Source organism: Luteibacter sp. 3190 (genome assembly GCF_031456385.1).
GTDB lineage: Bacteria > Pseudomonadota > Gammaproteobacteria > Xanthomonadales > Rhodanobacteraceae > Luteibacter.
On the sequence record NZ_JAVDUO010000001.1, the window covers coordinates 1229162 to 1254224 of the forward strand.

26 protein-coding genes are annotated in these 25063 nt (G+C 67.6%); 9 read left to right on the top strand and 17 right to left on the bottom strand.

Translation table 11 applies throughout. The annotated features are described in order from the left end of the window. Window positions 1-20: 20 nt before the first annotated feature. Window positions 21-1031: an aldo/keto reductase gene (locus J2X58_RS05590; RefSeq protein ID WP_310046908.1), complete on the bottom strand. Its 1011-nt coding sequence runs from the start codon at window positions 1029-1031 to the stop codon at window positions 21-23. 195 nt (window positions 1032-1226) lie between these two features. On the opposite strand from J2X58_RS05590, the gene J2X58_RS05595 reads away from it, so the two are divergent. Then, window positions 1227-2144 carry a LysR family transcriptional regulator gene (locus tag J2X58_RS05595; RefSeq protein ID WP_310046909.1) on the top strand — a complete coding sequence of 306 codons (918 nt, stop codon included), beginning with the start codon at window positions 1227-1229 and terminating at the stop codon, window positions 2142-2144. Between the two features lie 9 nt (window positions 2145-2153). Here the strand turns inward: J2X58_RS05595 and J2X58_RS05600 are convergent, their stop codons facing one another. Next, window positions 2154-3038: a LysR substrate-binding domain-containing protein gene (locus tag J2X58_RS05600; RefSeq protein ID WP_310047895.1), complete on the bottom strand. Its 885-nt coding sequence runs from the start codon at window positions 3036-3038 to the stop codon at window positions 2154-2156. Window positions 3039-3154: 116 nt separating this feature from the next. Here J2X58_RS05600 and J2X58_RS05605 point away from each other — a divergent pair, with 116 nt between their 5' ends. Continuing rightward, window positions 3155-4024: an aldo/keto reductase family oxidoreductase gene (locus J2X58_RS05605; protein WP_310046911.1), complete on the top strand. Its 870-nt coding sequence runs from the start codon at window positions 3155-3157 to the stop codon at window positions 4022-4024. On the opposite strand, the gene J2X58_RS05610 is transcribed toward J2X58_RS05605, so the two are convergent. Further along, complete coding sequence (locus tag J2X58_RS05610; protein ID WP_090053346.1) at window positions 4012-4857, bottom strand: helix-turn-helix transcriptional regulator; 846 nt, start codon at window positions 4855-4857, stop codon at window positions 4012-4014. The two genes, J2X58_RS05605 and J2X58_RS05610, sit on opposite strands and share 13 nt — an antisense overlap. Before the next feature lie 92 nt (window positions 4858-4949). Between J2X58_RS05610 and J2X58_RS05615 the strand changes: the two genes are divergently transcribed. Then, window positions 4950-5843, top strand: a complete 894-nt coding sequence (locus J2X58_RS05615) for an SDR family oxidoreductase (protein WP_310046914.1) — start codon at window positions 4950-4952, stop codon at window positions 5841-5843. 36 nt (window positions 5844-5879) lie between these two features. Here the strand turns inward: J2X58_RS05615 and J2X58_RS05620 are convergent, their stop codons facing one another. Further along, complete coding sequence (locus J2X58_RS05620) at window positions 5880-6779, bottom strand: LysR family transcriptional regulator (protein ID WP_310046915.1); 900 nt, start codon at window positions 6777-6779, stop codon at window positions 5880-5882. A 100-nt stretch (window positions 6780-6879) separates the two neighbouring features. Between J2X58_RS05620 and J2X58_RS05625 the strand changes: the two genes are divergently transcribed. Together J2X58_RS05625 and J2X58_RS05630 are read left to right on the top strand one after the other, a co-directional pair. Continuing rightward, entirely contained in the window at window positions 6880-7731 is an 852-nt protein-coding gene (locus J2X58_RS05625; RefSeq protein ID WP_310046917.1) for an SDR family oxidoreductase, read from the top strand. Between the two features lie 62 nt (window positions 7732-7793). Beyond that, complete coding sequence (locus tag J2X58_RS05630; RefSeq protein WP_310046919.1) at window positions 7794-8210, top strand: RidA family protein; 417 nt, start codon at window positions 7794-7796, stop codon at window positions 8208-8210. A 10-nt stretch (window positions 8211-8220) separates the two neighbouring features. Here the strand turns inward: J2X58_RS05630 and J2X58_RS05635 are convergent, their stop codons facing one another. Both J2X58_RS05635 and J2X58_RS05640 read right to left on the bottom strand, forming a co-directional pair. Further along, a complete protein-coding gene (locus J2X58_RS05635; protein WP_310046921.1) occupies window positions 8221-9138 on the bottom strand; it encodes an MBL fold metallo-hydrolase in 918 nt (305 codons plus the stop codon). 215 nt (window positions 9139-9353) lie between these two features. Then, window positions 9354-9926, bottom strand: coding sequence for a helix-turn-helix domain-containing protein (locus J2X58_RS05640; protein WP_310046922.1), 573 nt, complete (start codon window positions 9924-9926; stop codon window positions 9354-9356). Window positions 9927-10002: 76 nt separating this feature from the next. Between J2X58_RS05640 and J2X58_RS05645 the strand changes: the two genes are divergently transcribed. Further along, window positions 10003-10752, top strand: coding sequence for a glucose 1-dehydrogenase (locus J2X58_RS05645; protein ID WP_310046923.1), 750 nt, complete (start codon window positions 10003-10005; stop codon window positions 10750-10752). Between the two features lie 49 nt (window positions 10753-10801). On the opposite strand, the gene J2X58_RS05650 is transcribed toward J2X58_RS05645, so the two are convergent. From J2X58_RS05650 to J2X58_RS05665, 4 genes are all read right to left on the bottom strand, one after another. Next, entirely contained in the window at window positions 10802-11788 is a 987-nt protein-coding gene (locus J2X58_RS05650; RefSeq protein ID WP_310046925.1) for an alpha/beta hydrolase, read from the bottom strand. A gap of 99 nt (window positions 11789-11887) precedes the next feature. Further along, window positions 11888-13108 (bottom strand): MFS transporter, encoded by a 1221-nt coding sequence (locus tag J2X58_RS05655; protein ID WP_310046926.1) that lies wholly within the window; start codon window positions 13106-13108, stop codon window positions 11888-11890. Window positions 13109-13194: 86 nt separating this feature from the next. Beyond that, entirely contained in the window at window positions 13195-13977 is a 783-nt protein-coding gene (locus tag J2X58_RS05660) for an alpha/beta hydrolase (protein WP_310046927.1), read from the bottom strand. A 109-nt stretch (window positions 13978-14086) separates the two neighbouring features. Beyond that, window positions 14087-15031 carry an amidohydrolase family protein gene (locus J2X58_RS05665; protein ID WP_310046928.1) on the bottom strand — a complete coding sequence of 315 codons (945 nt, stop codon included), beginning with the start codon at window positions 15029-15031 and terminating at the stop codon, window positions 14087-14089. Between the two features lie 103 nt (window positions 15032-15134). Here J2X58_RS05665 and J2X58_RS05670 point away from each other — a divergent pair, with 103 nt between their 5' ends. After that, on the top strand, window positions 15135-16037 hold the full coding sequence (locus tag J2X58_RS05670; protein WP_310046929.1) for a LysR substrate-binding domain-containing protein: 903 nt from the start codon (window positions 15135-15137) through the stop codon (window positions 16035-16037). On the opposite strand, the gene J2X58_RS05675 is transcribed toward J2X58_RS05670, so the two are convergent. Next, window positions 15979-16977 (bottom strand): AraC family transcriptional regulator, encoded by a 999-nt coding sequence (locus tag J2X58_RS05675; protein WP_310046931.1) that lies wholly within the window; start codon window positions 16975-16977, stop codon window positions 15979-15981. The genes J2X58_RS05670 and J2X58_RS05675 overlap by 59 nt on opposite strands. 136 nt (window positions 16978-17113) lie before the next feature. Between J2X58_RS05675 and J2X58_RS05680 the strand changes: the two genes are divergently transcribed. Further along, window positions 17114-17866: an SDR family oxidoreductase gene (locus tag J2X58_RS05680; protein WP_090053328.1), complete on the top strand. Its 753-nt coding sequence runs from the start codon at window positions 17114-17116 to the stop codon at window positions 17864-17866. 13 nt (window positions 17867-17879) lie between these two features. Here the strand turns inward: J2X58_RS05680 and J2X58_RS05685 are convergent, their stop codons facing one another. The 4 genes from J2X58_RS05685 to J2X58_RS05700 form a co-directional block, all read right to left on the bottom strand. Next, window positions 17880-18611 carry a DUF72 domain-containing protein gene (locus J2X58_RS05685; RefSeq protein WP_310046933.1) on the bottom strand — a complete coding sequence of 244 codons (732 nt, stop codon included), beginning with the start codon at window positions 18609-18611 and terminating at the stop codon, window positions 17880-17882. 117 nt (window positions 18612-18728) lie between these two features. Next, window positions 18729-19601: an NAD(P)-dependent oxidoreductase gene (locus J2X58_RS05690; RefSeq protein WP_310046934.1), complete on the bottom strand. Its 873-nt coding sequence runs from the start codon at window positions 19599-19601 to the stop codon at window positions 18729-18731. Further along, a complete protein-coding gene (locus tag J2X58_RS05695) occupies window positions 19549-19998 on the bottom strand; it encodes a MarR family transcriptional regulator (RefSeq protein WP_310046935.1) in 450 nt (149 codons plus the stop codon). The genes J2X58_RS05690 and J2X58_RS05695 overlap by 53 nt, the downstream gene beginning before the upstream one ends. Before the next feature lie 96 nt (window positions 19999-20094). Next, the gene (locus J2X58_RS05700; protein WP_310046937.1) at window positions 20095-21009 is read right to left on the bottom strand and encodes an SDR family oxidoreductase; all 915 of its coding nucleotides are present in this window, start codon (window positions 21007-21009) and stop codon (window positions 20095-20097) included. 149 nt (window positions 21010-21158) lie between these two features. On the opposite strand from J2X58_RS05700, the gene J2X58_RS05705 reads away from it, so the two are divergent. Then, the gene (locus J2X58_RS05705; RefSeq protein ID WP_310046938.1) at window positions 21159-21725 is read left to right on the top strand and encodes a TetR/AcrR family transcriptional regulator; all 567 of its coding nucleotides are present in this window, start codon (window positions 21159-21161) and stop codon (window positions 21723-21725) included. 115 nt (window positions 21726-21840) lie between these two features. Here the strand turns inward: J2X58_RS05705 and guaA are convergent, their stop codons facing one another. Next, window positions 21841-23397 carry a glutamine-hydrolyzing GMP synthase gene (gene guaA, locus J2X58_RS05710; RefSeq protein ID WP_090053319.1) on the bottom strand — a complete coding sequence of 519 codons (1557 nt, stop codon included), beginning with the start codon at window positions 23395-23397 and terminating at the stop codon, window positions 21841-21843. 123 nt (window positions 23398-23520) lie between these two features. Continuing rightward, window positions 23521-24975, bottom strand: a complete 1455-nt coding sequence (gene guaB, locus J2X58_RS05715; RefSeq protein WP_090053318.1) for an IMP dehydrogenase — start codon at window positions 24973-24975, stop codon at window positions 23521-23523. Window positions 24976-25063: the final 88 nt, after the last annotated feature.

Sequence of the window (25063 nt, forward strand, 5' to 3'; positions counted from 1 at the left end):
GTGCCGGCGCTTGGCGATACTTAGCGGTCGATCGGCAGCGGCGCGTCCGGGGCGACGAGACCCTGGGCGCGGAGTTCGCGCCAGAAGTCGGCCGGGATGGTCGCGGCGAGCGCGGCGTGATCCTCGCGGATGCGCTCCGGCTTGCTCGCGCCCGGAATCACCGCGGCAACCGCCGGGTTGGCCAGCGAGAACTGCAGCGCGGCCGCCTTGATCGGCACGCCGAAGCGTTCGGCAGCCGCCTTGATCTTCTCGACCTTCGCGATGATCTCGGGCGAGGCTTCGGCGTATTCGAAGTGCTTGCCGCCGGCGAGGATGCCGGAGCTGTACGGGCCGCCGACGACGATGTCCACGCCCTGCGCCGCCGCGGCAGGCATCAGGCGCTGCAGCGCGTGCGCATGGTCCAGCAACGTGTAACGGCCCGCGAGCAGCGTCGCATTGGGGCGCGGCGCGTCGAGGCCGAGCAGGATCTCGACCGGCTCGGTCTTGTTCACGCCGAGGCCCCAGCCCTTGATCACGCCTTCGTCGCGCAGGCGATCGAGCGCGCGGAACGCGCCGGTGCGGGCCGATTCGAACATGGCCAGCCATTCGTCCTTGTAGAAATCCTGTGCCACGTCGTGCACCCAGACGAAGTCGATGTGGTCGACGCCGAGGCGCTTGAGGCTGCCCTCGATCGAGAGCATGGTGCCCTTCTCCGAGTAGTCGTTCACCACCTTGTTCGGCAGACCGGCGGCGAACAGCTGGCCGGACTGGCCCAGCTTCTGGTTCGGGTCGACCTCGTCGAGGATCACGCGGCCGACCTTGGTGGCCAGCACATAGTCGTCGCGCTTGTGCTTCGCCAGCGCCTTGCCGAGACGGATCTCCGCCAGGCCGGCGCCGTAGAAGGGCGCGGTATCGAAAAAGCGGGTGCCCGCGTCCCAGGCGGCGTCGACGGTCGCCAGCGCCTCGTCTTCGGGGATGTCGCGGAACATGTTGCCGAGCGGCGCCGTGCCGAAGCCGAGGGGGCCGTGGGGAAGGAACTGACGAATGCTCATGGGTGCTCCGGGTGATGACGTTAGGTATGACGGTGGGCGCTCGGTGCGGCCATTCGATACTGGCGATCGCGAATGCCTGCGAGGCGAACGTGCCCCGGCGACCCGATGCGGACTAATATGAAATGCGGAGGACCGAGCGACAAGCGCGTCGCCCGTATAGACACTCTTTCCTTTTTTTCATGAGTGAGGCACGCCATGGACAACCGGGCCGGGGAGATGGAAGCCTTCATGCGCGTGGTGCAGACCGGCAGTTTCGCCGCGGCGGCGCGAAGCTTTGGTCTATCGCCATCCGCCATCAGCAAGATCGTGGCGAGGCTGGAGGCGCGTCTCGGCACGCGCCTCATCGTGCGCACGACGCGGACGCTGCAGCTGACGCCGGAAGGCGACACGTATTACGAGCGCGCGCTGCGCGTCCTGGCCGATATCGACGAAGCGGAACGGCTCGTCGCCCATGGTGGCGCGGCGACGCCTTCGGGCAAGCTACGCGTCAACGCATCCGTTTCGTTCGGGGTCCGGCGGATCGTGCCGCTGGTGCCCGCCTTCCTCGCCGCCTACCCGCGTGTCGAGCTCGACCTCTCGCTCAACGACAACATGGTGGACCTGGTGGAGCATCGCGCGGACGTGGCGATACGCGTGGGCGCGCTACCCGATTCCGGCCTCAAGGCGCGGCGCATCGGCGAAGCGCGCTTCATCGCGTTCGCTTCGCCTTCGTATCTCGAGCGCCACGGCGTGCCGGAGGTCCCGGCGGACCTGGCCCGGCACAACTGCCTCACCTTCAACCTGGGCAGGACGTTCCACGAATGGCCGTTTCTCGATCCGGACTCCGGCCAGCAGAAGCCGATCCCCGTGCGCGGCAACTTCCAGGTGAACAACGGCGAGACGATGCGCCGCATGGCGCTCGAGGGCCTCGGCATCGCACGCCTGTCGACCTATCACGTGGAGCGCGACATCGAGGCCGGCCACCTCGTGCCGGTGCTGGAGCGCTACAACCCGGGCGACCTGCAGGTCGTGCACGCCGTCTTCGTCGGCCACGAGCACCTCGCCACGCGCGTTCGCGCCTTCGTCGACTTCATCGCCGAACGCATTCCGTCGAAGGAAGCCTGGCGGCCCTGACGGCGTGACTCAGGACGACGCGTGTTCGCGAACGAAGGCCACGAAGGCCTTCAAAGGCCCCGGCACCAGCCGCCGCCCCGGGTAGTAGAGGTACGGCCCCGGAAAGGCCGGCCACCAGTCCTCGAGCACCGGAACCAGCGCGCCGCTGCGCAGGTGTGGCGCGAGCCAGTCCTCGAACAGATACACGATGCCGGTGCCCCCGATGGCCGCGTCCACCGCCAGATCGGCCGCACCGCCGAGACCGACCACCAACGGGCCGCCGGGATCGACGACCACGGTCTCTCCGTCGCGTTCGAACTCCCACGGCGGCTTGTTGCCGCTCGGGAACCGGCCGCGAAGGCAGGCATGCCCGATCAGATCGCGCGGGTGCGCCGGTTGGCCATGCGCGGCGAGGTAGGCCGGCGACGCGGCAGCCGCCATGCGTTGGACCCGCGGCCCGATCGGTACGGCGATCATGTCCTGTTCGAGCCGCTCGTCGTAACGAATGCCGGCATCCGCCCCCGCGGCGAGGACGTCGACGAAGCTCTCGTCCACGGTGACGTCCAGGCGCACGTCCGGATACGCGGCGAGGAACGGCGACACGATCGCCGGCAGGACGAGCCGGGCGGCGCTGAGCGGCACGTTGAGCTTCAGCGTGCCGGCCGGACGGTCGCGGTAGCGGTTCACGGCGTCCACAGCCGATTCCACTTCGCCAAGCGCCGGGGCGAGCCGGTCGAGCAGTCCCTGACCCGCTTCGGTCAGCGCGACGCTCCGCGTCGTCCGATGCATCAGGCGCACGCCCATCTGGGCCTCGACGCGTCGCACGGCCTCGCTCAGCGCCGACGCGCTGCCACCGCTCAACCGGGCGCCTTCGCGAAATCCACCTGCCCGGGCCACCACGACGAACGCGTTCAGGTCATTCAGATCGAGTTTCATTGTCCGCCATTCCGCACAACGTGTGCGGATCGTACCGGGTTATCGAACGCCGCGGGTGGGCCTATCGTTCTCCCACCCCAACGAGAGATGCCATCATGACCATTGCATCGCAGACCACCTATCGCCTCGGCGACCGCACCGTGAACCGTCTCGGCTACGGCGCCATGCAGCTCGCCGGCCCCGGCGTGTTCGGCCCGCCGAAGGATCGCGCCGCCGCCGTCGCCGTCCTGCGCGCCGCGATCGAGGCCGGCGTGAACCACATCGACACCAGCGACTTCTACGGCCCGCACGTCACCAACCAGATCATTCGCGAAGCCCTGTCGCCCTACCCCGACGACCTGACCCTGTGCACGAAGATCGGCGCGCGCCGCGACGACAAGGGCGCGTGGCTCCCGGCATATTCTCCCGACGAGCTCCGCTCGGCCGTCCACGACAACCTGCGCCACCTCGGACTGGACGTGCTCCCCGTGGTGAACCTGCGCATCATGTTCGACGTGCACGGCCCGGCCGAGGGCTCGATCAGGCAACAGCTCGAAGTCCTCGCCGAACTCCGGCAGCAGGGGCTGGTGCGCCACATCGGGCTGAGCAACGTGACGCCCGCGCAGGTGGCGGAAGGCCGCGGCATCTGCGAGATCGTCTGCGTGCAGAACCAGTACAACCTGGCGCACCGCGGCGACGACGATCTCATCGATGCGCTGGCGAAGGATGGCATCGCCTACGTGCCATTCTTCCCGCTGGGCGGTTTCAGCCCGCTGCAGTCGGATGCCCTCTCCGACGTGGCGCGCCGGCTCGACGCCAGCCCCTTGCAGGTCGCCTTGGCGTGGCTGCTGCAGCGCTCGCCGAACATCCTGCTGATTCCGGGCACGTCGTCGGTGGCGCACCTCACGGACAACCTCCGGGCCGGGGAGCTGACGCTACCGGCCGACGCGGTGGCGACGCTCGACGGCATCGCTCAGCGCGCCTGACGCTTTTCGTCGATCAACGTGCGGATGCGCGCGGCGTCGCCTGGCGACGCCGCGTTGTACACCACCATGCTCAGGTCCGGCCGACCGTCCACCGCGAACGACGAGTATTCCAATGCGATGTCGCCGAGCGCGCCGTGACGCAGCACCTTCGTGCCTTCACCCTGCGCGCGCACGTCGTGATCCCGCCACATCGACGCGAACTCGGGGCTGAGCCGGCACATCTCGTCCACGAAGCCCTGCATCTCACGGCCCGCACCGACCCGGGCGGCATCCGCCCGGAACGAGGCGACGACGAAGCGCGCCACGCTTTCCCATTCCGGCTGCCGCGCGCGGACGTCCGGACGGCCGAACATCAGCCGCAGCACGTTGCGTTCCTTCGGCGCGAGCGTCGCGTAGTCGGTCAGCACGGCGGCCGCGGCGCGATTCCAGGCGACGACGTCCCAGGTGGCCGTGCGGACGATGGCGGGACTCAGCTCGAGTGCGTCGAGCACGCGCTGGAGGCGCGGCGACACGCCGTCGATCGCCCGATAGCGCACGTCCGGCGCGCGCCCCAGTCCGATCAGGAACAGATGCTCCCGTTCGACGTCCGTGAGCATCAGCGCACGCGCGATGCGGTCGAGCACGTCGGCGGAGGGTGCGCCGCCACGGCCCTGCTCGAGCCATGTGTACCAGGTCGCGCTGACGTTCGCCCGCTGCGCGACTTCCTCGCGACGCAGACCCGGCGTGCGCCGCCGCGTCAGTGAAAAACCGAAGGCGGCGGGATCCAGCTTCGTGCGGCGGTCGCGCAGATACGCGCCGAGACTGTTGTCCGCGAAGGCGGCCGACTCGCTCATCCTGTTAGTCCTCTTACCCGTATAACGTCACTACTTCACCCGGATACCCGGCGGATCCAGAGTAGCGCCATTCCAACGAGGGAGGTGCTGCCATGCGCGTATTCGTCACCGGTGCCACGGGGTTCGTCGGTTCTGCCGTCGTTCGCGAGTTGCTGTCGGCCGGCCATCGGGTACTGGGTCTCGCCCGTTCCGACGACGGCGCCGCGCGGCTCGAAAGCTTCGGTGCCGAGCCCGTGCGGGGATCGCTCGAGGACGTGGACGGGCTGCGGCGTGCGGCGGCGTCCGCGGACGCCATCGTCCACACCGGTTTCAATCACGACTTCTCGCGTTTCGCCGAGAACTGCGTGCTCGACCGCCGCGCCATCGACGCCATGGGCGAGGCGCTGATGGGCACCGACAAGCCGTTCCTCGTCACGTCGGGCCTCGCCCTGGCGAAGGCCGGCGAACTCGGGACCGAGACGGACGCGGCGCTGCCGACGTCGGACGACTATCCGCGCGCGTCGGAACCTGCCGCGCTCGCGCTCGCCGGGCGCGGCGTCCGCGCCGCCGTGGTGCGTCTGCCACCGTCGGTGCATGGCGAAGGCGATCATGGCTTCGTGCCGATGCTGATCGACCTCGCGCGGCGCACCGGCGTTTCCGCGTACGTCGGCGACGGCGACAACGCGTGGGCTGGCGTCCACCGCCTCGACGCCGCCCGCGTGTACCGGCTTGCCGTCGAAACGGGAGCGTCAGGCGGTCCGTATCACGCGGTGGCCGATGCCGCGCTGCCCTTTCGCGACATCGCGACCGTCATCGGTCGCCGGCTGGGCATTCCGGTGGTCTCGAAGACGGGCGATGAAGCCGCCGCGCATTTCGGCTGGCTCGGGAAGTTCACGGGCTTGAACATGGGAGCGTCGAGCGACCGCACCCGCGGCAGGCTCGGCTGGGAACCCCGCGAACCGGGACTCCTTGCCGACATCGACAGCGCCGCCTATTTCCCCGGTTGATTCGACCCGCCTGCGCAGCGCGCTTCCTGCCGTGGCTCAGGGAGCGTCGCTCATCTCCCTGACCACATCGAGGAACGCGCGCAGCGCCGGCGGCACGGCGCGGTGGCCCGGGTAGTAAACGGCGATCGCTTCCGCGTCGCCCATCCACGGCGCGAGCACTTCGCGCAGCCGCCCCGCCGCGATGTCCGCCGCGGCCGCGGGCTCCGGCACGTAGGCGATGCCGAGGCCTTCGACGGCCGCATCCACCATCAGCGCCTCGTCGTCGAGGACGACCGGCCCGGCGGTATCGATCGTGAGCGATTCGCCGCCGCGCGCGAATTCCCAGCGATAGAGCTTGCCGCTGGGCATCCGGTGGCCGATGCAACGGTGACGGGCGAGTTCGTCCGGCGCGCGGGGGGTGCCGGCCTGCGCGAGGTACGCGGGCGAGGCAACGCAGGCGAAACGCATGGGCCGCGACATGGGCACCGCGATCATGTCCTTCGGAATGGACTCCACCAGGCGCACGCCCGCGTCGAATCCGCGAGACACGATGTCGACCAGCTCGCCTTCCGCGACGAGGTCGACCGTGACCTCGGGAAAGCGCTCGACCATCGTCGGCAGCACGCGACGCACGAGCATCGACGCCGCGAGACGCGGGGCGTTGATGCGCACGGTGCCGGTCACGCGCCCACGAAAATCGGCCACGCTGTCCAGTGCCGCGTCGAGCGACGCGAGCGCGCCCTGCAGGTGCTCCAGAAGACGCGCGCCGGCTTCCGTCGGCGAGACGCTGCGAGTCGTCCGGTTGAGCAGACGCACGCCCATGCGCTCTTCGAGGGCGCGCATCGCGTGGCTCAGCGTGGACGGCGCCGTACCGAGCTCGTCGGCCGCACGGCGGAAACTCCGGTGCGTCGCGACGGCCACGAAAGCGCCGAGATCGTTGAGGGACGGGCGTGCCATTGGTGGCGATTCTGCAGCAACCCATACGGATTGCAACGTCTAGTTGTTCAACCGTCCCGGGCCTATCGTGACGTAATCACCCCACGAGAGGCACTCCCCCATGGCAAAGCACTGGCTCATCACCGGCGTTTCCTCCGGTCTCGGCCGCCTTCTGGCGACGAAGGCCCTCGCCCGCGGCGATAGCGTGGTCGGCATGAGCCGAAGCGCCGATGCACTGCCCGACCTTCGTTCCCGGCACGCCGACCGTTTGCGTATCGTCGCCGCCGACCTCGCCGATCAGGCGGCGGTCCGTCGCGCCGTCGACGACGCCTTCGCCGCGAGCGGCCGGATCGACGTCGTCGTCAGCAACGCGGGTTATGGTCTTCTCGGGGCGGGCGAGGAGGCCAGCGATCGACAGGTGCGCGACATCGTCGACGTCAACCTGATCGGCTCCATCGCGCTGATCCGGGCGGCGCTGCCGCACCTTCGTCGCCAGGGCGGGGGCCGCATCCAGCAGGTATCGAGCGAGGGTGGCCAGATCGCCTACCCGGCCTTCGGCCTCTATCACGCGACGAAGTGGGGCATCGAGGGGTTCGTGGAGGCCGTCGCGCAGGAGGTGGCGCCGTTCGGCATCGCGCTCACGCTGGTGGAACCCGGCCCCGCGCGCACCGACTTCGGCGGCAACCTCGCCCGCACGACGCCGCTGCCGGCATACGAGGCGACACCCGCGGGCCAGCTGCGTCGCTCGCTCGAAGGCGAGTGGGTCATCAAGGGCGATCCCGACCGCATGACCGACGCGATGATCCGCCTCGCCGATCAGGACGCGCCGCTGCCGAAGCGTCTGGTGCTCGGCGCCGACGCCTACACGCACGTTCACGACGCGCTGAAGGCTCGCCTCGATGAACTCGAACGGCAGCAGGCCATCGCGCTCGCCGCGGACTTCACGGCCGACGAGCTCGCGACGCTTCCTTAGAAGCGCGCCCTGCGCGCCGTCTCATCCGCGACTACACCACGTACCCATCCAAGGAAAGCATCATGAACCAGCGCACCGCCATCTTTCCCGAAAAACGCCATGCCCTCTACGACGCGCACAAGTATTCGCCTGCCGTCCGCGCGGGCGACCTCCTCTTCGTCGCCGGCCAGGTCGGCAGCCGCGAGGACGGGTCCCCGGAGCCCGTCTACGAGGACCAGGTCCGTCGCGCGTTCGCCAACCTGCGCGAGGTGCTCGCCGCGGCGGGCTGCACGTTCGACGACGTGATCGACGTCACCTCGTTCCACACCGATCCCGCGAACCAGTTCGAGGCGATGATGGCCGTTCGCGAGAAGGAGATCGGCGAAGCCCCCTACCCCACGTGGACCGCCGTCGGCGTCAACTGGCTCGCGGGCTTCGACTTCGAGATCAAGGTGATCGCGAGGATCCCGTCTCGGGCGGATATCGGCGCGTCACGTTGAAGATAAACGCTCAGAAATCCCAGATCACGGGCACCCAGCGGTACGCGTCGCCTTGCTTCGCCACGCGGCCGACCGACGGGAATGGCAGGTGCGTCGCGACCATCAGGCCACGGTTCGCGACGAGTTCGTCGAAAAGGTCGAAACGAACACGCGCCGCGGTTTCGGGATCATGCTCGAACCCGTTGAACCAGTCCGGATGATCGAAGCCGACGGGAAAGACGGCATCGCCGGCGAACACGAGGCTTTCGCCGCGGGAGGCGACTTCCACCACGCAATGGCCCGGCGTATGACCGCCGGTGACGCGTGCGACGACGCCCGGAGCGACCTCGAAGCGGCCCTCGAAGGGGCGAATCCGGTCGCGATAGAGCGACGCGAATTGCTTCGCGGTGGAGCGAAGCACGGGCGGCACCGCCTCGGGCATCGACGTGCGCGAGAAATCCGGATTCTCCCAGAACGCCAGTTCCGCGGCCGCCACGTGGATGCGGACATCGTCGAGCAACCGCTCCTTCACGCCGTCCACGAGCAGACCGCCCACGTGGTCCATGTGCATGTGCGTGACGACCACGTCGGTCACTGTCGCAAGATCGATGCCTGCCGACTCGAGGCGATGAGGGAACTGGCCGGCGCGCGGAAAGTCGGGGAACTGAACACCGAGGCCCGCGTCGACGAGGATCGTCTGCTCCCCGCTGCGCACGACCAGCACGTTGAGCGGCCAGTCGAATTTGTCGGGCGGCATGCGCTGGTCGTCGAGCCAGTCCGACAACTCGGCGGCGCTGGCGTTATGGGCCATGGTGACCGTCGGCAACGGCAGCACGCCGTCGCTCACGACGAGCACGTCGATGTCGCCGATCTTCACCGCGTAACGCGACGAGACGAGTTCTTCCAGCACGGGAGCGGCGGACGGCATGGAACGGGCTACGGTGGACATGAAGGATCTCCGGAAAAGGCGCGCGATCGCGCGCCAGGCGATGCAGGTCGCCGCGCGACGCCAGGCGTCGTCGCGGCGCATACGGTGGAACACCGCATGCCTGCATCGTAGGCCGCTCGAAAAAGGCCCAGTAGATCCATGGAACGCGTCGCCGTGTTGTCCACCGCGCACCAAACACATCGCGCTCCTCGCAAGACGCGAGGACCGGCGTGCTGCTACCGCCGTTTGATCCCGTTGAAGAACAGATCGACGAGATGCGTGACGCGCGGCTCCAGCGAGCCGCCCTGCGCGGCCGCGAGCGACGTCGCCGTGATCACGCAGAGGACGTCCTCGAACGACACGTCCTCCGCGATGGCCTTCGCCTTCTTCGCGCGCTCCAGCAAACGAATGCCCTCCGCGCGACCCGCGCGGCATCCGGCGGTATCGCTCTGCAGCACCGCGCCGAGCATCGTGGCGAGTCCCTGGTAGTAACCCGCATGGATCGCGAGCTCGACCGTGAACGCGCGAACCGATGCGCCCGGGTCCATGCTGTCGTCGCGCGAGCGGCTCCGGGCCGACAGCGCGAGCAGCCGGTCGTTGCAGAGCGCCGCGAGCAGCGCGTCGCGCGTGGGGAAACGGCGATAGAGGGTGCCGATGCCGACCTTCGCCCGCCTGGCGATGTCGTCGAGCGACGCATCGGCGCCGCGTTCGGAGAACACCTCGTCCGCCGCCTCGAGGATGCGCTCGCGGTTGCGCGCGGCGTCGGCGCGTAAGGGGGTTTCCTCGATCGGCGGGCTGTCGGTGCTCATGCGGTCTCCGGTTGCAAAGTGGATGATGCCTCCATATAGTAAGTGGAGCAATTCTCCACTTATTAAAGGATCCGGTATGACGAAGCGTTTCGAAGGCAAGGTCGTGGTCGTGACGGGCGGCAGCGAGGGCATCGGGCTGGCGACGGCCAAGGCGTTCGCGGCGGAAGGCGCCCACGTGTACATCACCGGGCGCCGGCAGGATCGCCTGAACGCCGCGGTGGCGGAGATCGGCGCCGGCTCGGTGGGCGTCCAGGGCGACGCGTCGAATCTCGCCGACCTCGATCGGCTGTACGACCGCATCCGCGCGGATCACGGCAAGCTGGACGTCGTCTTCGCGAACGCGGGTATCGCGGACACCGGAGCGAAGCCGCTCGGCGAGATCGGCGAGGACGACTTCGACCGCATGTTCGGTCTCAACGTCCGCGGCCTGCTGTTCTCGGTGCAGAAGGCCCTGCCGCTGCTGGGCGCCGGCGCGACGATCGTCCTGAACGGATCGGTCGCCGGCAGCAAGGGATTTCCGGGGCAGTCGCTCTATAACGCCACCAAGGCGACCGTCCGGTCGTTCGCCCGCAGCTGGACCGCGGACCTCAAGGACCGCGGCATCCGCGTGAACGTCGTCGCACCGGGTGCGACGGAGACGCGCATGATGCGCGACTATCTCGACGTGCGCCCCGGCGTCGAGGAAGCGTTCACGCAGCTCGTCCCGCTCGGCCGCATCGGACGCCCTGAGGAAGTCGCCAACGCGGTGCTCTTCCTCGCGTCGAGCGAAAGCGCCTATATCGCGGGCGCCGAACTGACCGTCGACGGCGGCATGGTCGCCGTCTGACCGTTCACGAAGCCGCGCGTCGCACCGACGCGCGGCTTCGTCGTGGTTTCTATCCCCAGTGCGAGGCGACGAACGCCTGCACCTCGGCGGCCAGCTCGGCGTCTTCGGGCGTGTGCCCACCGAAACCACCGTGCGGCATGGCCTCGAACACATGCAGCTCGGCGTGCACGCCCGCCTTGCGCAGCTTCCGGTGCATGCGTGCCGCGTTCGACAGGAACAGGTCCCGCGTGCCGCTCTGCAGGAAGGTCGGCGGAAAGCCCGCCAGGTCGCCGAACAGCGGCGACAGATACGGAGCCGAGAGATCCGCGCCGTCCGCGTAAAGACGGTTGTTGGACATCAGCGATCCGACGAGCACGACGTCCACGAAGCGGTTGACCTCGAAGCTGTCGCCGGATTCGGTGAGGTCGACTTCCGGTGACAGGAGCACCAGCGCCGCCGGCATCGGCAGGCCTTCGTCCCGCGCCCGCAGCAGCATCGCCGCGGCGAGGTTTCCTCCTGCGGAACGGCCACCCACGATGATGTGCTCCGGTGCATGCCGTTCGAGCAGATGGCGATACGTCACGAGGCAATCGTCGAGCGCGGCGGGATACGGATGTTCCGGCGGGGTCCTGTAATCGACGCCATAGCAGCGCACGCCGTGCAGGTCCGCCTGCTTCCGTGCGCCGACCGCGCACGCTTCGCCGCCGCCGAACACGAGCGCGCCGCCATGCAGTTCGATGTACGCGCGGTCGGCGCGAACGCCACCGGCTGGCGTCGCCACGTGCACGACGGTGTCGCCGAGCGTGATCGTCTCCACCGTCGAGACCAGCGCTCCGGCCGCCTCGCGCGCGGCCGCGCCGTACTGCGCGTCGACGGCCGTCTTCATCCGCGACCACGCCGCACGATCCTCCGGCGGCGGCATCACGTAGCGCGCGTTGACCGGAACGCCGTCGGCGCCCACGAGGCGCTCGAGCGACGCGCGCGCGGTGTCGCTGATGGACGAGGGAAAGGGGACGTCTCGCGCCGCGAGCCGGAGATTCGGAGGCGTGTCGGTCATGGGTGTCGGTTCGTCCCGGCGGCGCGTGGTCATCCCCGTCATGGTACGGGATCGCGATCGATGCGGAACGGCATGCGAAAACCCGGGTGCGTCGAGGCCTCAGTGCCCCACGACATGCCCGTGGCGTGCGCCGGCCCGGAAGCCATGCGTGCGCGCGGCCGCAGCGATGCCGAAACCGACGACCAGCAACACCACCAGCGCCGGTGGGAACGACGACGCACCCCATGTTTCCAGGAGCACGCCGCCCAGGAGACCGCCGCCGGCGATGGCGCCGTTCCACGCGACCACGTTCATCGACAGCGCGACATCGGCACCGTCGCCGGCCGTATCGGCCAACGCGGTCTGCAACAGCGTGGCCGCGCCGCCGAAGGTCAGTCCCCACAGCGCCACGCCGACATAGATGGCGGCCGGCACGCGTGCGAGCCAGACGAAGAGAAGCGATACGGCCGCGAAGATCGCGAGGCTGGCCAGCACCGTGGCGCGCAGGTGATGGTCGACGAGACGGCCCGCGATGCCGATCGCCACCAGCGCGGCCAGGCCGAAGATCAGGAGCACCACGTCCACGCGCGCCTCGAGACCGGCCTGCGCGACGAACGGCGCGACGTAGGTGTAGAGGATGTTGTGCGCCAGCATCCAGGCGATCACCACGCCGAGCACGGGACGCACACCGGGCGTCGTGAACACCCGTCGCAACGGCAGCCGCTCCTGGCCGGTCTGGCCCGGATAGTCCGGTACTTTCGCCACGACCCATGCGATCAACACCAGCGTGAGCGCCGACATGACGGCGAACGCGCTGCGCCAACCGATCAGGGTGCCGAGCCATGTGCCCAGCGGCACGCCGAGCGACAACGCGATCGGCGTGCCGACCATCGCCACCGCCAGCGCCCTGCCCTGTTGGTGCGTGGGGACCATGCGGCGCGCGTAACCGGCCAGAAGGCTCCATGCGAGTCCGGCCGACACGCCCGCGAAGAAGCGCGCGACCAGCGTCACCCCGTAGTTCGACGACAACGCCGTGATCGAATTGAAGACGAGGAAGCCGACGATGGTCAGCAGCAGCACGTTGCGCCGCCGCCAGCCTCGCGTGGCCAGCGTGAGCGGGATGGCCGCCAGCAGCGAGCCCAGCGCATAGGCGGTGACCGTCTGTCCCGCGAACGAGGTCGACACGCCGAGGCCGGCGGCCATCATCGGCAGGAGCCCTGCCGGCAGCGTCTCCGTGACGATGCAGATGAAGCCTGTCATCGCGAGTGCGAGCAGCGCGGAATACGGCAAGCGTTCGCCGTCGGCAGCCGCGGCTGCCGGAATCGAGGTGGATGTCGTCACAGGGGTGGTCTCGCCACTAATGTACTGTTCGATACATTAGTGGCGGCCGGACGGCACTGTCAACGACGATGCGCGGACACGATGCGTCAACCCGGCATCGACGTCCGCGCGATCAGTGCCTGCAGCTCCCGACACACGACGTCCGGGGCTTCCTCCGGAATGAAATGCCCCGATCCGGCCACGACGGCGCTTTTCAGGTCCGTGCAGCGCGGCTCGAGCACCCTACCCATCATCGCCCCGACACCGAACTCCGCGCCGAGGGCGAGCACCGGCATCGTGAGCGGCGCGACATCGTTCAGCGCGTCGATGCTCGCCGGCACGGCGCGGTAGTAGTTGAATCCGGCCGACATGCGTTCCGCCTGGCCATAGCAGCGCATGTAGACCGAGATGTCTTCCGCGGTGACGGCGCCGGCCACGCGCGTCTTCGTTTCGAACAGCCAGTCGAGGTACACACGCTCCCGGCCTCGCGTCAGGCGCTCGGGGAGCTCGGGTACCGCGTTGAACGCGAACTGGAAGACGCGCGCGGCGTTGCCTATCGACAGGAAACCGTCCGGAAACGCGCCCGGAATGGCGGCATCCTGCAACATGAGCCCGGCGACGCCCTGTGGCATCAGGCTGGCCCACGCGTAGGCGATCCAGGCGCCCACGTCGTGTCCCACGAGGACGAAGCGATCGACCCCGGCCGAGGCGAGCGCGGCGGCCATGCGTCGGGCGACCTCCGGCGTCGCGTAGTTCGCCGCGGCACCGATCGGATCGGATTCGCCGAGCCCGGGCGGGTCCAGCGCGATCGAGCGGATGCCCGCATCGGCGAGCTTTGCCTGCACGGCGCGCCACGCATGCAGCGTCTGCGGCCAGCCTGCGATCAGCACTACCGGGACGCCGGACTCGGGACCGCACGACCGCGCGGATAGCCTCGCGCCGTCCGGCGCCTGAAGAACATGATCTCTGTGTGCGAATGTCGTGGCCATCGCTTCGCTCCTATCGATCGAGACGCGGGAACAGAGCCCGCGCGTTACCGGCGTTCACCGCGGCCTTCTCGTCGGAGGTGAGCGCGTCGGACGCGTCGAGCATCGCCGTGAACGATGCGCCCACCCGGGCGGGTGCGTACGGGAAATCACTGCCGTAAAGCACACGCCCCGTTCCCACGAACGTCTTCAGCCCGAGCAGCGCGGACGGACCGGAAGACAACGCGGTGTCGAAGTAGAACCGCTGGAAGGACTCGATGATGTCGGCCGGCGGCTTCGCGTCCGGGCGCACGGCGTTGGCGAGCTCCGCGAACCGATAGGCCGCGTACGGCAGGAATCCGCCGGCGTGCGAAAGGATGACCTTCACGTTGCGGTAGCGGTCCATCACGCCGTTGAGCACCATGTCGACGGCGCAACGGGTGGTATCGAACGGGTAATCGACGATCGGGCCGGGAATGCCATCGATCGTCTGGATGGCGGGCTTGCTGGGGTGGATGAACACCACCGCGCCGCGGCGGTCGAGTTCCGCCCACACCGCGTCGAAGTAGCGATCGCCCAGGTACATGCCGTGGTAGTTGCTGAGCAGCACGACGCCGTCCGCTTTCAGCGCATCGAAGGCATGGCGGATCTCGTCCAGCGTGCCATCCACGTCGGGCAGCGGAAGCGTGGCGAAGTTGCCGAACCGGTCCGATCGCTTCTGCACGAGCGAGGCCGTGTACTCGTTCACGCGGCGCGCCATGTCTCGCCGTGCCGTGCCCTGCCATCCGGTGATGCCCGGCGCGGTCAGGGAGAGGACACCCGTGGCGATCTGCTGGCTATCCATGAAGGCGATGGCGGCTTCGGGGCTCCAGGCCGGGCTATTCCAGCCGGACGGATCGCCGCCGAACGCGGGGAGCGCGTCCGACCAGAACGGCGGGACCACATGTTGGTGAACATCGATGCGATTCGCGGCGGACATGTCGATTTCCTCGGGGGGTTGGGGGACGAGGAAAAGGATGGATGCGCGGCATTCAAACCGAAATATATTGATCTGACCGATTGATCATTCATGGTGATAATCGATGGATCTCCGGCATCTCCGATACTTCCTGGCCGTTGCGGACGAGGGCCACTTCGGCCGCGCCGCCGAGCGCCTGCACATCGTGCAGCCTGCCCTCAGCATGCAGATCCGCGCGCTCGAGGAAGACCTTGGCGTCACCCTGCTCACGCGCACGACGCGCCGGGTCGAACTGACCGAGGCGGGTCGCCTCTTCCGTGTGGAAGCCGAGCGCACGCTTGCCCAGGCCGAGCACGCGCGTCGGACCGCGCAGCGCGCCGCGCGTGGCGAGGTCGGCCGGGTGCGGGTCGGATTCTCCGGCAACGCGGCGCTGGCGGGCCGCCTTCCGGAACACATCCAGTCGTTCCATGCGACCCGCGCGATGGTGAGCATCGAGCTCGAAGAAATGCCGTCCGCCGACCAGATACAGGCGATCGTCGAGAACCGGATCGACATCGGCTATTGCCCCGATGTCGGGCTGCCCATTCCCGACACGCTTTCCAGCGAGGTCGTAGGCGCCTGGCCGTGGGTCATCGGCATGGCGCTCGACCACCGCCTGGCGCGCCTCAGCGACGTGCGCTGCCGCGACCTTTCCGGCGAAACCTTCATCACGTACGCCGCCAACGCGGGCGATCGCAGCCAGGCCGAGCTGTTGAGGAAAGCGCTAGGCGGCGAACCGATCATCGGCCATCGCGTCGCCAGCACGCTGACGGTGTTGACGATGGCCGCGGCCGGCCTCGGCCTCGTGCTCGTGCCGCAGCCCATACGCGACATCCATGTGCCGGGACTGATCTACATGCCGCTCGCCGACTTCGAGGAACAGGCCACGCTGCTGCTGATCTCCCGCAAGGACGAGTCGAACGGCCCGGTCATCGCGTTTCGCGGCTGGTCCGTGGAGACGTCTCGGTCGCCGCCCTCGAGAACCTGATGTCGCGCACGGGCGGCGCGCCGAACAGGCGGCCGTATTCGCGCGTGAACTGCGGCACGCTTTCGTAGCCCACGGCGTACGCCGCGATGCTGGCCGAGGCGCCTTCCGACAGCATCATCCGCCGCGCTTCGATCAGGCGCAGTTGCTTCTGGAATTGCAGTGGCGACAGTTGCGTCACGGCACGGAAGTGCTGATGGAATGTGGACGGACTCATACCGGCGGCCTCGGCCAGACGCTCGACCCGCAACGGCCGCGCATACTCCGACCGGATCAAGGCGACGGCGCGAGCGATACGCCGCGTGTGGCTTTCGACGATGCCCAGGTTGCGGATCGCGGGCCCATGGCGTCCGGCAAGCAGCCAGAAATGCAGTTCCCTGACCATGTCCGCCTGCAGCACCGGAAGCGCCGACGGTCGGTTGAGGAGACGCATCAATCGCAGCGCGACGTCGGCGACCTCGGCTTCGGTGGGGTCGACCCTCACGGGGGCGCTCGACTCGCCCTGGGCGATGTTCATGTCGAGAACCAGCGCTTCGATGACAGCGGGATCCAGATCGAAGACCAGCGAGTAGTACGGCGCGTTCGCATCGGCCGCGGTGATCTGGCTGACCGTGGGGACGTCGGCGGTGATGAGCATGGAGTCGCCGGCACCGAAGTCGAAAGCCTGCTTGCCAAGCAGTACGCGCTTGCGCCCTTGAACGACGACCGCGATCAGGGGACGCGAAACCGCGTATTGCAGCTCGCTGGGCGTGCCTGCCCGGATCGCGGTCACACCCGGGATCGGGGTAATCGCGACACCGTCCGCGTTCGCGTGGGAATCCGCGTAGAAGCGGACCGCCTGTAGCAGGGTCTCGGTCATGGCCAGAGCGTAGTCCCCGAACCGTGCGAGGCGCAACGAATCCGTCGGATCAGGCAAACATGCGCCGGGCTCCGCGCCATCCACCGCAGACCGCCGGAGTCGCCATGCGGCCGCCGCTCCGGAGGAACGGGCAAGAACGTCCGAGGAACCGGCAACCCGTACGTGGGGCTCGGCTCGATACTGGATCCGTCGCTTAGACACCCCTCAGCAGGAGCCTTCCATGTCCACCGTTTCTCTCGTCACAGGCGCCAACCGGGGCCTCGGTCGCAATACCGTCATCAGCATCGCCCGTCACGGCGGCGATGTGATCTTCACCTACCGCCACGGCGCCGAGCAGGCGCAGGCGGTCGTCGCCGAGATCGAAGCACTCGGCCGCAAGGCGGTCGCGGTACAGCTCGACGTCGCCGACGTTTCCAGCTTCGCCGCGTTCGGCGACAAGGTGCGCGCGATCCTCGCATCGTGGGGGCGAAGCGACTTCGACCACCTGGTCAACAATGCCGGCCACGGTGAAATGGCGGGCATCGCCGAGACCACGGAGGCGCAGTTCGACCAGCTGTTCAACGTCCACGTGAAAGGCGTCTTCTTCCTGACGCAAACGCTGCTGCCGCTGCTTGCCGATGGCGGCCGGATCGTGAACTTCTCGACGGGCCTGACGCGCGTCTCCTACCCTGGATTCTCGGCCTACTCGGCGGCCAAGGGCGCCGTCGAGATCCTCACCCTCTACATGGCGAAGGAGTTCGGCAGCCGCGGCATCACCGCCAATACGATCGCCCCCGGTGCGATCGAGACCGATTTCCTCGGCGGCGCCGTTCGCGATACGCCCGCGTACAACGACGCCTTCGCGTCGATGATCGCGCTGGGCCGTGTCGGTCTACCCGACGATATCGGCCCGGCGGTCGCGAGTCTGCTCGGCCCGGACAACCGCTGGGTCACGGCACAGCGCATCGAAGTGTCGGGTGGCCAGAACATCTGATCGCGCGTCATCGTCAGGGAGCCGCGTCGCACGCCGCGACGCGCTCCCGCAGATACAGCGCGTTCGGAATCGCTTCTCCCGCGGCGGTGTTGTCGAAGACGCACCACACGCTCGTCCCGGGCGGCACGGCCACGAGCCGTCCGGCGAGCGCGTCGATGAAGGTCGCGTCGTAGGCCGAGTAATACATGCGTGGCGAACCATGCAGCCGGATGTACAGCGTCGCGGCATCGCCGAGGGGAAGCATCCCGGGCACCGGCGGCGGATCGGCCAGCACGCAGCCGATCGCCGCATCCCGCATCGCCCGCTTTGCTTCCTCCCCGAACCATGTCGCGTGGCGCGGCTCGCACACGACGCGGGTGCTTGTCGTTGCGCGAAGCGTCGCGAAAAAACGGCTCGCGGTCGCTCGCTCGAACGGGAGGCTGGGCGGTAGTTGCAACAGCAGACAGCCGAGTTTTTCATCGAGGGCAGCGATGTCGTCACAGAACCGACGAAGGTCCGCGTTTGCATTGCGCAGCCTGAGCTCGTGCGTGATGGCCTTCGGCATCTTGACCGAGAACCGGAACGCCTCGGGCACGCTCGCGGCCCACCGCGCATAGGTCTCGGGCCGATGCGGCCGATAGAACGAACTGTTGATCTCGACACAGGAGAAAACGCGCGCGTACCGCTCCAGATGACTGCCCTGCCCCGCGAAGCGCGACGCGGCGTCGCCAGGCAGTGACCAGCCGGCACATCCGATCCGGATCATCGATGGCTCCATGGCGAACGAACTCGCGGCGCATGCATGGTGCGACGATGACCTGATCCACGCAGTGATTCCGTGAGGCGATGCCGTCGTGGGTGATGCGGACCGGCGCGCGACCGCCTAAAGGATCCCTTCCTGCGCCGCCTGGTACACCGTCCGCACGGTGGGCCGGAAACCCAGCTGCCGCGCGAGCGATCCATCGATATGCAGGTGCCAGGGGTTCGTCATGGGCTCGGCCGAGGCATCCATCTGCCCGCCGACGAGCCTGACCAGTTCGTAGACCGTCGTCGGTGCATCGTCGCACAGGTTGACGATCCGGCCATCGAAATCGCCGGCGAGTGCCATGGCCATCGCGACGGCGACGTCGCGGTGATGGATCGTGCTCATGCGGTTGGCGGGATGAAACCCGAGGGCCGCCACGTGCTTCGGCAACGCCTGCAGATGGCCATCCCCATCGCCATAGACGAACGGCAACCGAAGGATCGTCCCGTTCAGCCCGCTCTCGCGCAGCGCATTCTCCGCGGCGACCTTGCTCGCGGGGTACGCCAGCTCCGGTTGGACGGTGTCCGTCTCTCGTCCAGGATGCGGGCCATGCCTGTCGTAGACGTGACCCGTGCTCGCCATGATGAAGCGGACGCGCGGCGCGTGGTCCCGCGCCACCGTGAGCAGGTTGCGGGTTCCTTCGAGATTGCTCTTCCAGATCAGATCGGTGTCTTGCGTACGGAACACCGCCGCCAGATGCACGATCGCCGACACACCGCGAACGGCCTCCGTCAGCGTCGACGGGTCGAGCATGTCGCCCGTCACGGCGACGGCACCGGGCGGGCACGGTTTCCCGGCCCGCAGCAGCACCCGGCAGGCGAATCCCGCTTGCAGCAGACGCGGAACAAGGCGTTCACCGACGAGACCTGTCGCCCCGGTAATCAGGATGCTCATGAGCTCATGCCTTCTGCAGGAGGGCTTGCAGCCGCTCGGTCGCCGTTCGAAGGACACGCATCGTCGTGGCCAGATCGGCCTCGTCGATACCGGCAAACGCGGCCTGCTGAATGAACGAGAGGTCGGGAAGCTCGCGCCAGAGGTTCTCGCCCGAGCGCGTCAGGGCCAGGCGGCGCTGGCGCTGATCGTCGCCGTCCGAGGTCTGCCGCACCAGCCCCTTGCGCACGAGCGTGGCGACGATTCCACTCAACGTCGCCCGCTCGAGCTCGAGCGCGCGTGCGAGGTCGCGCTGTACCGACGGGCCTTGATTCGCCAGATGCCAGAGCACGTACCACTGCGTCGAACCCAGATCGAAAGGCCGCAGGGTCGCATCCATGAGCGCGCGGCCGGCGAAATAGCACCGCTTCGTCCACGCCCCCACCGTCAGGTTTTCGGTCTTTTCCACGTCCGGCATACGGCCCGCTCCATGCATTCGTCAGCTACCTTGCGAATATCGCAAGGTAGCTGACGAAGTGTCAAGCGCGGGTTCGCTTAGCCAAGCTAGGGGGCTTCATCGAAAGACCGCTTCAGTGAGTGCTTCCGACTCGCTCCACAGTCTCGCAGCGACGCTCGTATCCAGTGCTTGCGGGGGAACCTTGGCAACGGTTGGATAGCCTCGCGTTTCGCCGAGCTTGTCTGGGCCGTAATAGGCACCCCCTTGAGCCTGCGGCGAAGTCGCGGCGAAGAGTGTCGGCAACGCGCCCTGCGATGCCGGCTGAAACAGGAACCACATGTAACGACGGACCATACCCGGGGCGCTCCAGGCGCCGGCGCCATTGGGCAGTAGATCGGTACGTGAAATGCCGGGATGGGCGGCGATACTCTGGATGCCCCAACCCGCAGCATCGCTGCGTCGTTGCAATTCAAGAGCGAACATCAGGCAAGCGAGTTTCGATTGACCGTAAACCCGCATCGGCCTGTAGCTGCGCTGAGCTTGCAGATCATCGAAGTTGATCGTGCCGCTTCGAGCGGCGACGCTTGAAAGGCTGACCACGCGTGGTTCATTGCCCTTGCGCAGCAGGGGCAGCAGTTTGGCAGTCAGGGCGAAATGGCCCAGGTAGTTCGTGCCGAACTGCAATTCGAATCCGTCGGACGTCACCTGACGCTTCGGCGGCGTCATCACCGCGGCATTGTTGATCAGCAAATCCAGGCTGTCGCGCGAACTCCGCAGGCTTTCGCTGAACGCCTCGATGGATTCGAGGCTGGCGAGATCCAGTGTCCCGAAAGCCACATTCGCGGTAGGAACGCTTTGGCGAATCTGATTGACTGCTGCCGCGCCTTTCGACGGATTTCGACCCGCGACGATGACGTTCGCACCAGCACGGGCGAGCGCCAGCGCGTCGTGGAAGCCAAGGCCGCCAGTACCGGTGACGACCGCCGTACGGCCGCGTTGGGAGGGGATGTCGGAAACTGTCCAGGAGGTCATGATCCTTGCCTGCCGAGAAGACGGAATATACACTAGGTGCATGTAAATATGCACTGAGTGCTAACCTTAATGCACTTAGTGCAGTCATGCAACAGGGCATAGGAATGTCAGGAATCTTGCCTCCCGCAGGTACAGCACCCACAGAAGGCTTGCGGGAACGCAAGCGTCGCGAAACACGTCAGCGTATCGCCGAGGTCGGCCAGCGCCTGTTCCTCGCCAACGGCTACGAAGGCACGACGCTTGACGCCATCGCGGCTGCGGCTGGCATCTCGCGCCGCACGTTTTTCTCGTATTTCAAGTCGAAGGAAGACGTCATCCTATTCTGGCAGGACGCCGACTTGGCCATGCTGATTGCCGATCTGCTGAAGACATCACCCGATGTGCCGCCACTCGATGCTGTTCGCGATGTCATGGTGAAGCACATCGCTCGCTATACGACCGAGCAGATGACGGCCGTGGACAATCTGATGCGTTCGAGCGAATCGCTTCTTGCCCGCAAGCAGGCGTACTACGCGGAGCAGGAGCAGGCGCTATTCAACACACTGTGTGAGGTCTGGCGGCAGCCTGAGAGGCGGTTGGCCCTTCGGATGGTGGCTGTGGTGTCCGTCGGTGCGATGAGACTCGCGCTCCAGGCGTGGAGGGATCAGACCGGCCAGCGCAAACCGGTGGCCAACTTCCTGCGGGACGCCTTCGACAGTTTGAGGACGGAGCTTTAAGGGAAACGACGGCGATCGGGCGTTTCGCGGTGGACATTGATACCGGATGCGGCACGGCTGCCGCATCCGGATCGGGGAAAACGATAGCTGGCGGTAGTCCTCGAAGGACGTCGGCTCACTCCCACTCGATCGTCGCAGGCGGCTTGCCCGAGATGTCATAGACGACGCGAGAAATGCCGCGCAACTCGTTGATAATGCGGGTCGAGCATTTGTCGAGGAAGTCGTACGGCAGGTGCGCCCAGTGGGCGGTCATGAAGTCGATGGTCTCCACCGCGCGCAGCGCGATGACCCATTCGTAGGCGCGGCCGTCGCCGACGACGCCGACCGAGCGGACCGGAAGGAAGACCGCGAAGGCCTGGCTGACGCGGTCGTAGAGGCCGTGGCTGCGCAGTTCCTCGATGAAGATGGCATCGGCGCGCTGCAGGAGGTCGACGTATTCGGCCTTCACTTCGCCGAGCACGCGCACGCCGAGGCCCGGGCCTGGGAACGGATGGCGGTAGACCATTTCGCGCGGGAGGCCGAGTTCGACGCCGATGCGGCGCACCTCGTCCTTGAACAGCTCGCGCAGCGGCTCGACCAGCTTGAGCTTCATGTGCTCCGGCAGGCCGCCGACGTTGTGGTGGCTCTTGATGACGTGGGCCTTGCCGGTCTTGCTGCCGGCGGACTCGATGACGTCCGGGTAGATGGTGCCCTGCGCGAGCCACTTCACGCCTTCCAGCTTGGCGGATTCCTCGTCGAAGATCTCGACGAACAGGCGGCCGATGATCTTGCGCTTGGCCTCCGGGTCCTCGACGCCGGCGAGCGCGTCGAAGTAGCGCTGCTTCGCGTCGACGCGGATGACGTGCACGCCCATGTGCTCCGCCATGGTCGTCATCACCTGGTCGCCTTCCTGGTAGCGCAGCAGGCCGGTGTCGACGAACACGCAGGTGAGCTGGTCGCCGATCGCCTTCTCGAGCAGCGCGGCCACGACGGACGAATCGACGCCGCCGCTGAGCCCCAGCAGCACGCGATCGGTGCCGACCTGCTCGCGCACCCGCTCCACGGCGTCGTCGATGATGTGCTTCGCGTCCCACAGGGTGGCCGAGCCGCAGAGGTCGACGACGAACCGGCGCAGCAGTTCCATGCCGCGCTTGGTGTGGGTTACCTCCGGATGGAACTGCAGGCCGTAGAAGCGACGGGCATCGTCGGCCATGGCGGCGAGCGGCAGGCTCGGCGTGGAGGCGGTGACGGAGAAGCCGTCCGGAATGGCCGTGACGCGATCGCCGTGCGACATCCACACACCGAGCTCGTCGCCGTTGCCCACGACCGTCTCGAACAACGCGCAGCTGCCGAAGGTGATCGTCGCCGGGCCGAACTCGCGATGGTGGCCGGCCTCGACCTTGCCGCCGAGCTGCTCGGCCATGGTCTGCATGCCGTAGCAGATGCCGAGCACCGGCACGCCGAGGTCGAACACCACCTCCGGCGCGCGCGGCGAGTTGTCCTCGGTGACCGACTCCGGGCCGCCGGAGAGGATGACGCCGCGCGGCGCGAAGCCGCGGATCTCGTCCGGCGCGTGATCCCACGCCCAGACCTCGCAGTAGACGCCGATCTCGCGGATGCGGCGCGCGATGAGCTGCGTGTACTGCGAGCCGAAGTCGAGGATGAGGATCTTGTCGCTGTGGATGTCGGTCATCGTGCGGCCTGCGGTTTTGTTTGATCGGAACGGGCCTCGCGCGCGGCGCGGCGGCCCTGAAAAAGCAGAACGCCCACTTGTGGCGGGCGTCCTGAAGTCACCTGGAGCGAGCGCCCGGAGGCGTCAGTCCAGGCGGTAGTTCGGCGCTTCCTTCGTGATCTGCACGTCGTGCGGATGCGCTTCGCGCACACCGGCACCGGTGACCTTCACGAACTGGGCCTTCTGGTGGATCTCTTCGATGTTGGCCGTGCCCATGTAGCCCATCGAGGCACGCAGGCCGCCCATCAGCTGGTGGATGATGTTGCGCAGCTGGCCGCGGTACGGCACGCGACCCTCGATGCCTTCCGGCACGAGCTTGTCGGCGTCGGCTTCGTCCTGGAAGTAGCGATCCTTCGAGCCGAGCTGCATGGCGCCGATGGAGCCCATGCCGCGGTAGCTCTTGTACGAGCGACCCTGGAACAGCTCGACCTCGCCCGGGGATTCCTCGGTGCCGGCGAACATGGAGCCCAGCATGACGGTCGACGCGCCGGCGGCGAGCGCCTTCGGGATGTCGCCGGAGTAACGGATGCCACCGTCGGCGATGAGCGGAATTTCGCCCTTCAGCGCGGTGGCGACCAGGTCGATCGACGTGATCTGCGGCACGCCGATGCCGGTGACGATGCGGGTGGTGCAGATGGAGCCCGGGCCCACGCCGACCTTGACGGCGTCGACGCCGGCGCCGAGCAGCGCGCGCGCCGCTTCGCCGGTGACGATGTTGCCGGCGATGACCTGCACCTGCGGGTAACGCTTCTTCACCCAGCCGGCGCGCTCGATCACGCCCTGCGAGTGACCGTGGGCGGTATCGACCACGATGACGTCCACGCCGGCCTCGACCAGCGCTTCCACGCGCTGCTCGGTGTCGCCGCCCACGCCGACCGCGGCGCCGACCACGAGGCGCTCGTGCGAGTCCTTGGCGGCGTTCGGGTTGTCGCTGGCCTTCTGGATGTCCTTGACCGTGATCAGGCCACGCAGCTGGAAATCGTCGTTGACGACGAGGACCTTCTCGATGCGGTTCTTGTGCAGCAGCTGCAGGACTTCATCGTGCGAGGCGCCTTCGCGCACCGTGATGAGGCGCTCTTCGCGCGTCATGATGTTGCGGACGGGGTCGTCGAGCTTGCGCTCGAAGCGCATGTCGCGGCCGGTGACGATGCCGACGAGCTTCTGGCCGTCGACCACCGGAACGCCGGAGATGTTGTGCGCGCGGGTCAACTGGAGCACTTCGCCGATCGAGGTGTCCGGACTCACGGTGATCGGGCTGCGGATGACGCCCGCTTCGAACTTCTTCACCAGACGGACTTCAGCGGCCTGCTGAGCGGCGGTGAGGTTCTTGTGGATGATGCCGATGCCGCCGTTCTGGGCCATCGTGATGGCGAGACGCGCTTCGGTGACGGTGTCCATGGCGGCGGACACGATGGGGATATTCAGGCGGAGGCCGCGCGTGAACTGGGTTGAGGTGTCCACATCACGCGGCAGAACCGTGGAGTGGCCGGGAACCAGAAACACGTCGTCGTAAGTGAGTGCCTCGGCAAGGATGCGCATAGCATTAGTCCCGCGAGTAAATCGCGGCATTATACCTTGCATTGCAACACTTGTGTAGGAACCGCGAAGGGCGTTCCACCGCGATTCT

Coding starts and splice junctions, on each gene's coding strand:
- J2X58_RS05590 (WP_310046908.1), bottom strand. CDS start 1,031: ATGAGCATTCGTCAGTTCCTTCCCCACGGCCCCCTCGGCTTCGGCACG.
- J2X58_RS05595 (WP_310046909.1), top strand. CDS start 1,227: ATGGACAACCGGGCCGGGGAGATGGAAGCCTTCATGCGCGTGGTGCAG.
- J2X58_RS05605 (WP_310046911.1), top strand. CDS start 3,155: ATGACCATTGCATCGCAGACCACCTATCGCCTCGGCGACCGCACCGTG.
- J2X58_RS05610 (WP_090053346.1), bottom strand. CDS start 4,857: ATGAGCGAGTCGGCCGCCTTCGCGGACAACAGTCTCGGCGCGTATCTG.
- J2X58_RS05615 (WP_310046914.1), top strand. CDS start 4,950: ATGCGCGTATTCGTCACCGGTGCCACGGGGTTCGTCGGTTCTGCCGTC.
- J2X58_RS05620 (WP_310046915.1), bottom strand. CDS start 6,779: ATGGCACGCCCGTCCCTCAACGATCTCGGCGCTTTCGTGGCCGTCGCG.
- J2X58_RS05625 (WP_310046917.1), top strand. CDS start 6,880: ATGGCAAAGCACTGGCTCATCACCGGCGTTTCCTCCGGTCTCGGCCGC.
- J2X58_RS05630 (WP_310046919.1), top strand. CDS start 7,794: ATGAACCAGCGCACCGCCATCTTTCCCGAAAAACGCCATGCCCTCTAC.
- J2X58_RS05635 (WP_310046921.1), bottom strand. CDS start 9,138: ATGTCCACCGTAGCCCGTTCCATGCCGTCCGCCGCTCCCGTGCTGGAA.
- J2X58_RS05640 (WP_310046922.1), bottom strand. CDS start 9,926: ATGAGCACCGACAGCCCGCCGATCGAGGAAACCCCCTTACGCGCCGAC.
- J2X58_RS05645 (WP_310046923.1), top strand. CDS start 10,003: ATGACGAAGCGTTTCGAAGGCAAGGTCGTGGTCGTGACGGGCGGCAGC.
- J2X58_RS05650 (WP_310046925.1), bottom strand. CDS start 11,788: ATGACCGACACGCCTCCGAATCTCCGGCTCGCGGCGCGAGACGTCCCC.
- J2X58_RS05665 (WP_310046928.1), bottom strand. CDS start 15,031: ATGTCCGCCGCGAATCGCATCGATGTTCACCAACATGTGGTCCCGCCG.
- J2X58_RS05670 (WP_310046929.1), top strand. CDS start 15,135: ATGGATCTCCGGCATCTCCGATACTTCCTGGCCGTTGCGGACGAGGGC.
- J2X58_RS05680 (WP_090053328.1), top strand. CDS start 17,114: ATGTCCACCGTTTCTCTCGTCACAGGCGCCAACCGGGGCCTCGGTCGC.
- J2X58_RS05685 (WP_310046933.1), bottom strand. CDS start 18,611: ATGATCCGGATCGGATGTGCCGGCTGGTCACTGCCTGGCGACGCCGCG.
- J2X58_RS05695 (WP_310046935.1), bottom strand. CDS start 19,998: ATGCCGGACGTGGAAAAGACCGAAAACCTGACGGTGGGGGCGTGGACG.
- J2X58_RS05700 (WP_310046937.1), bottom strand. CDS start 21,009: ATGACCTCCTGGACAGTTTCCGACATCCCCTCCCAACGCGGCCGTACG.
- guaA (WP_090053319.1), bottom strand. CDS start 23,397: ATGACCGACATCCACAGCGACAAGATCCTCATCCTCGACTTCGGCTCG.
- guaB (WP_090053318.1), bottom strand. CDS start 24,975: ATGCGCATCCTTGCCGAGGCACTCACTTACGACGACGTGTTTCTGGTT.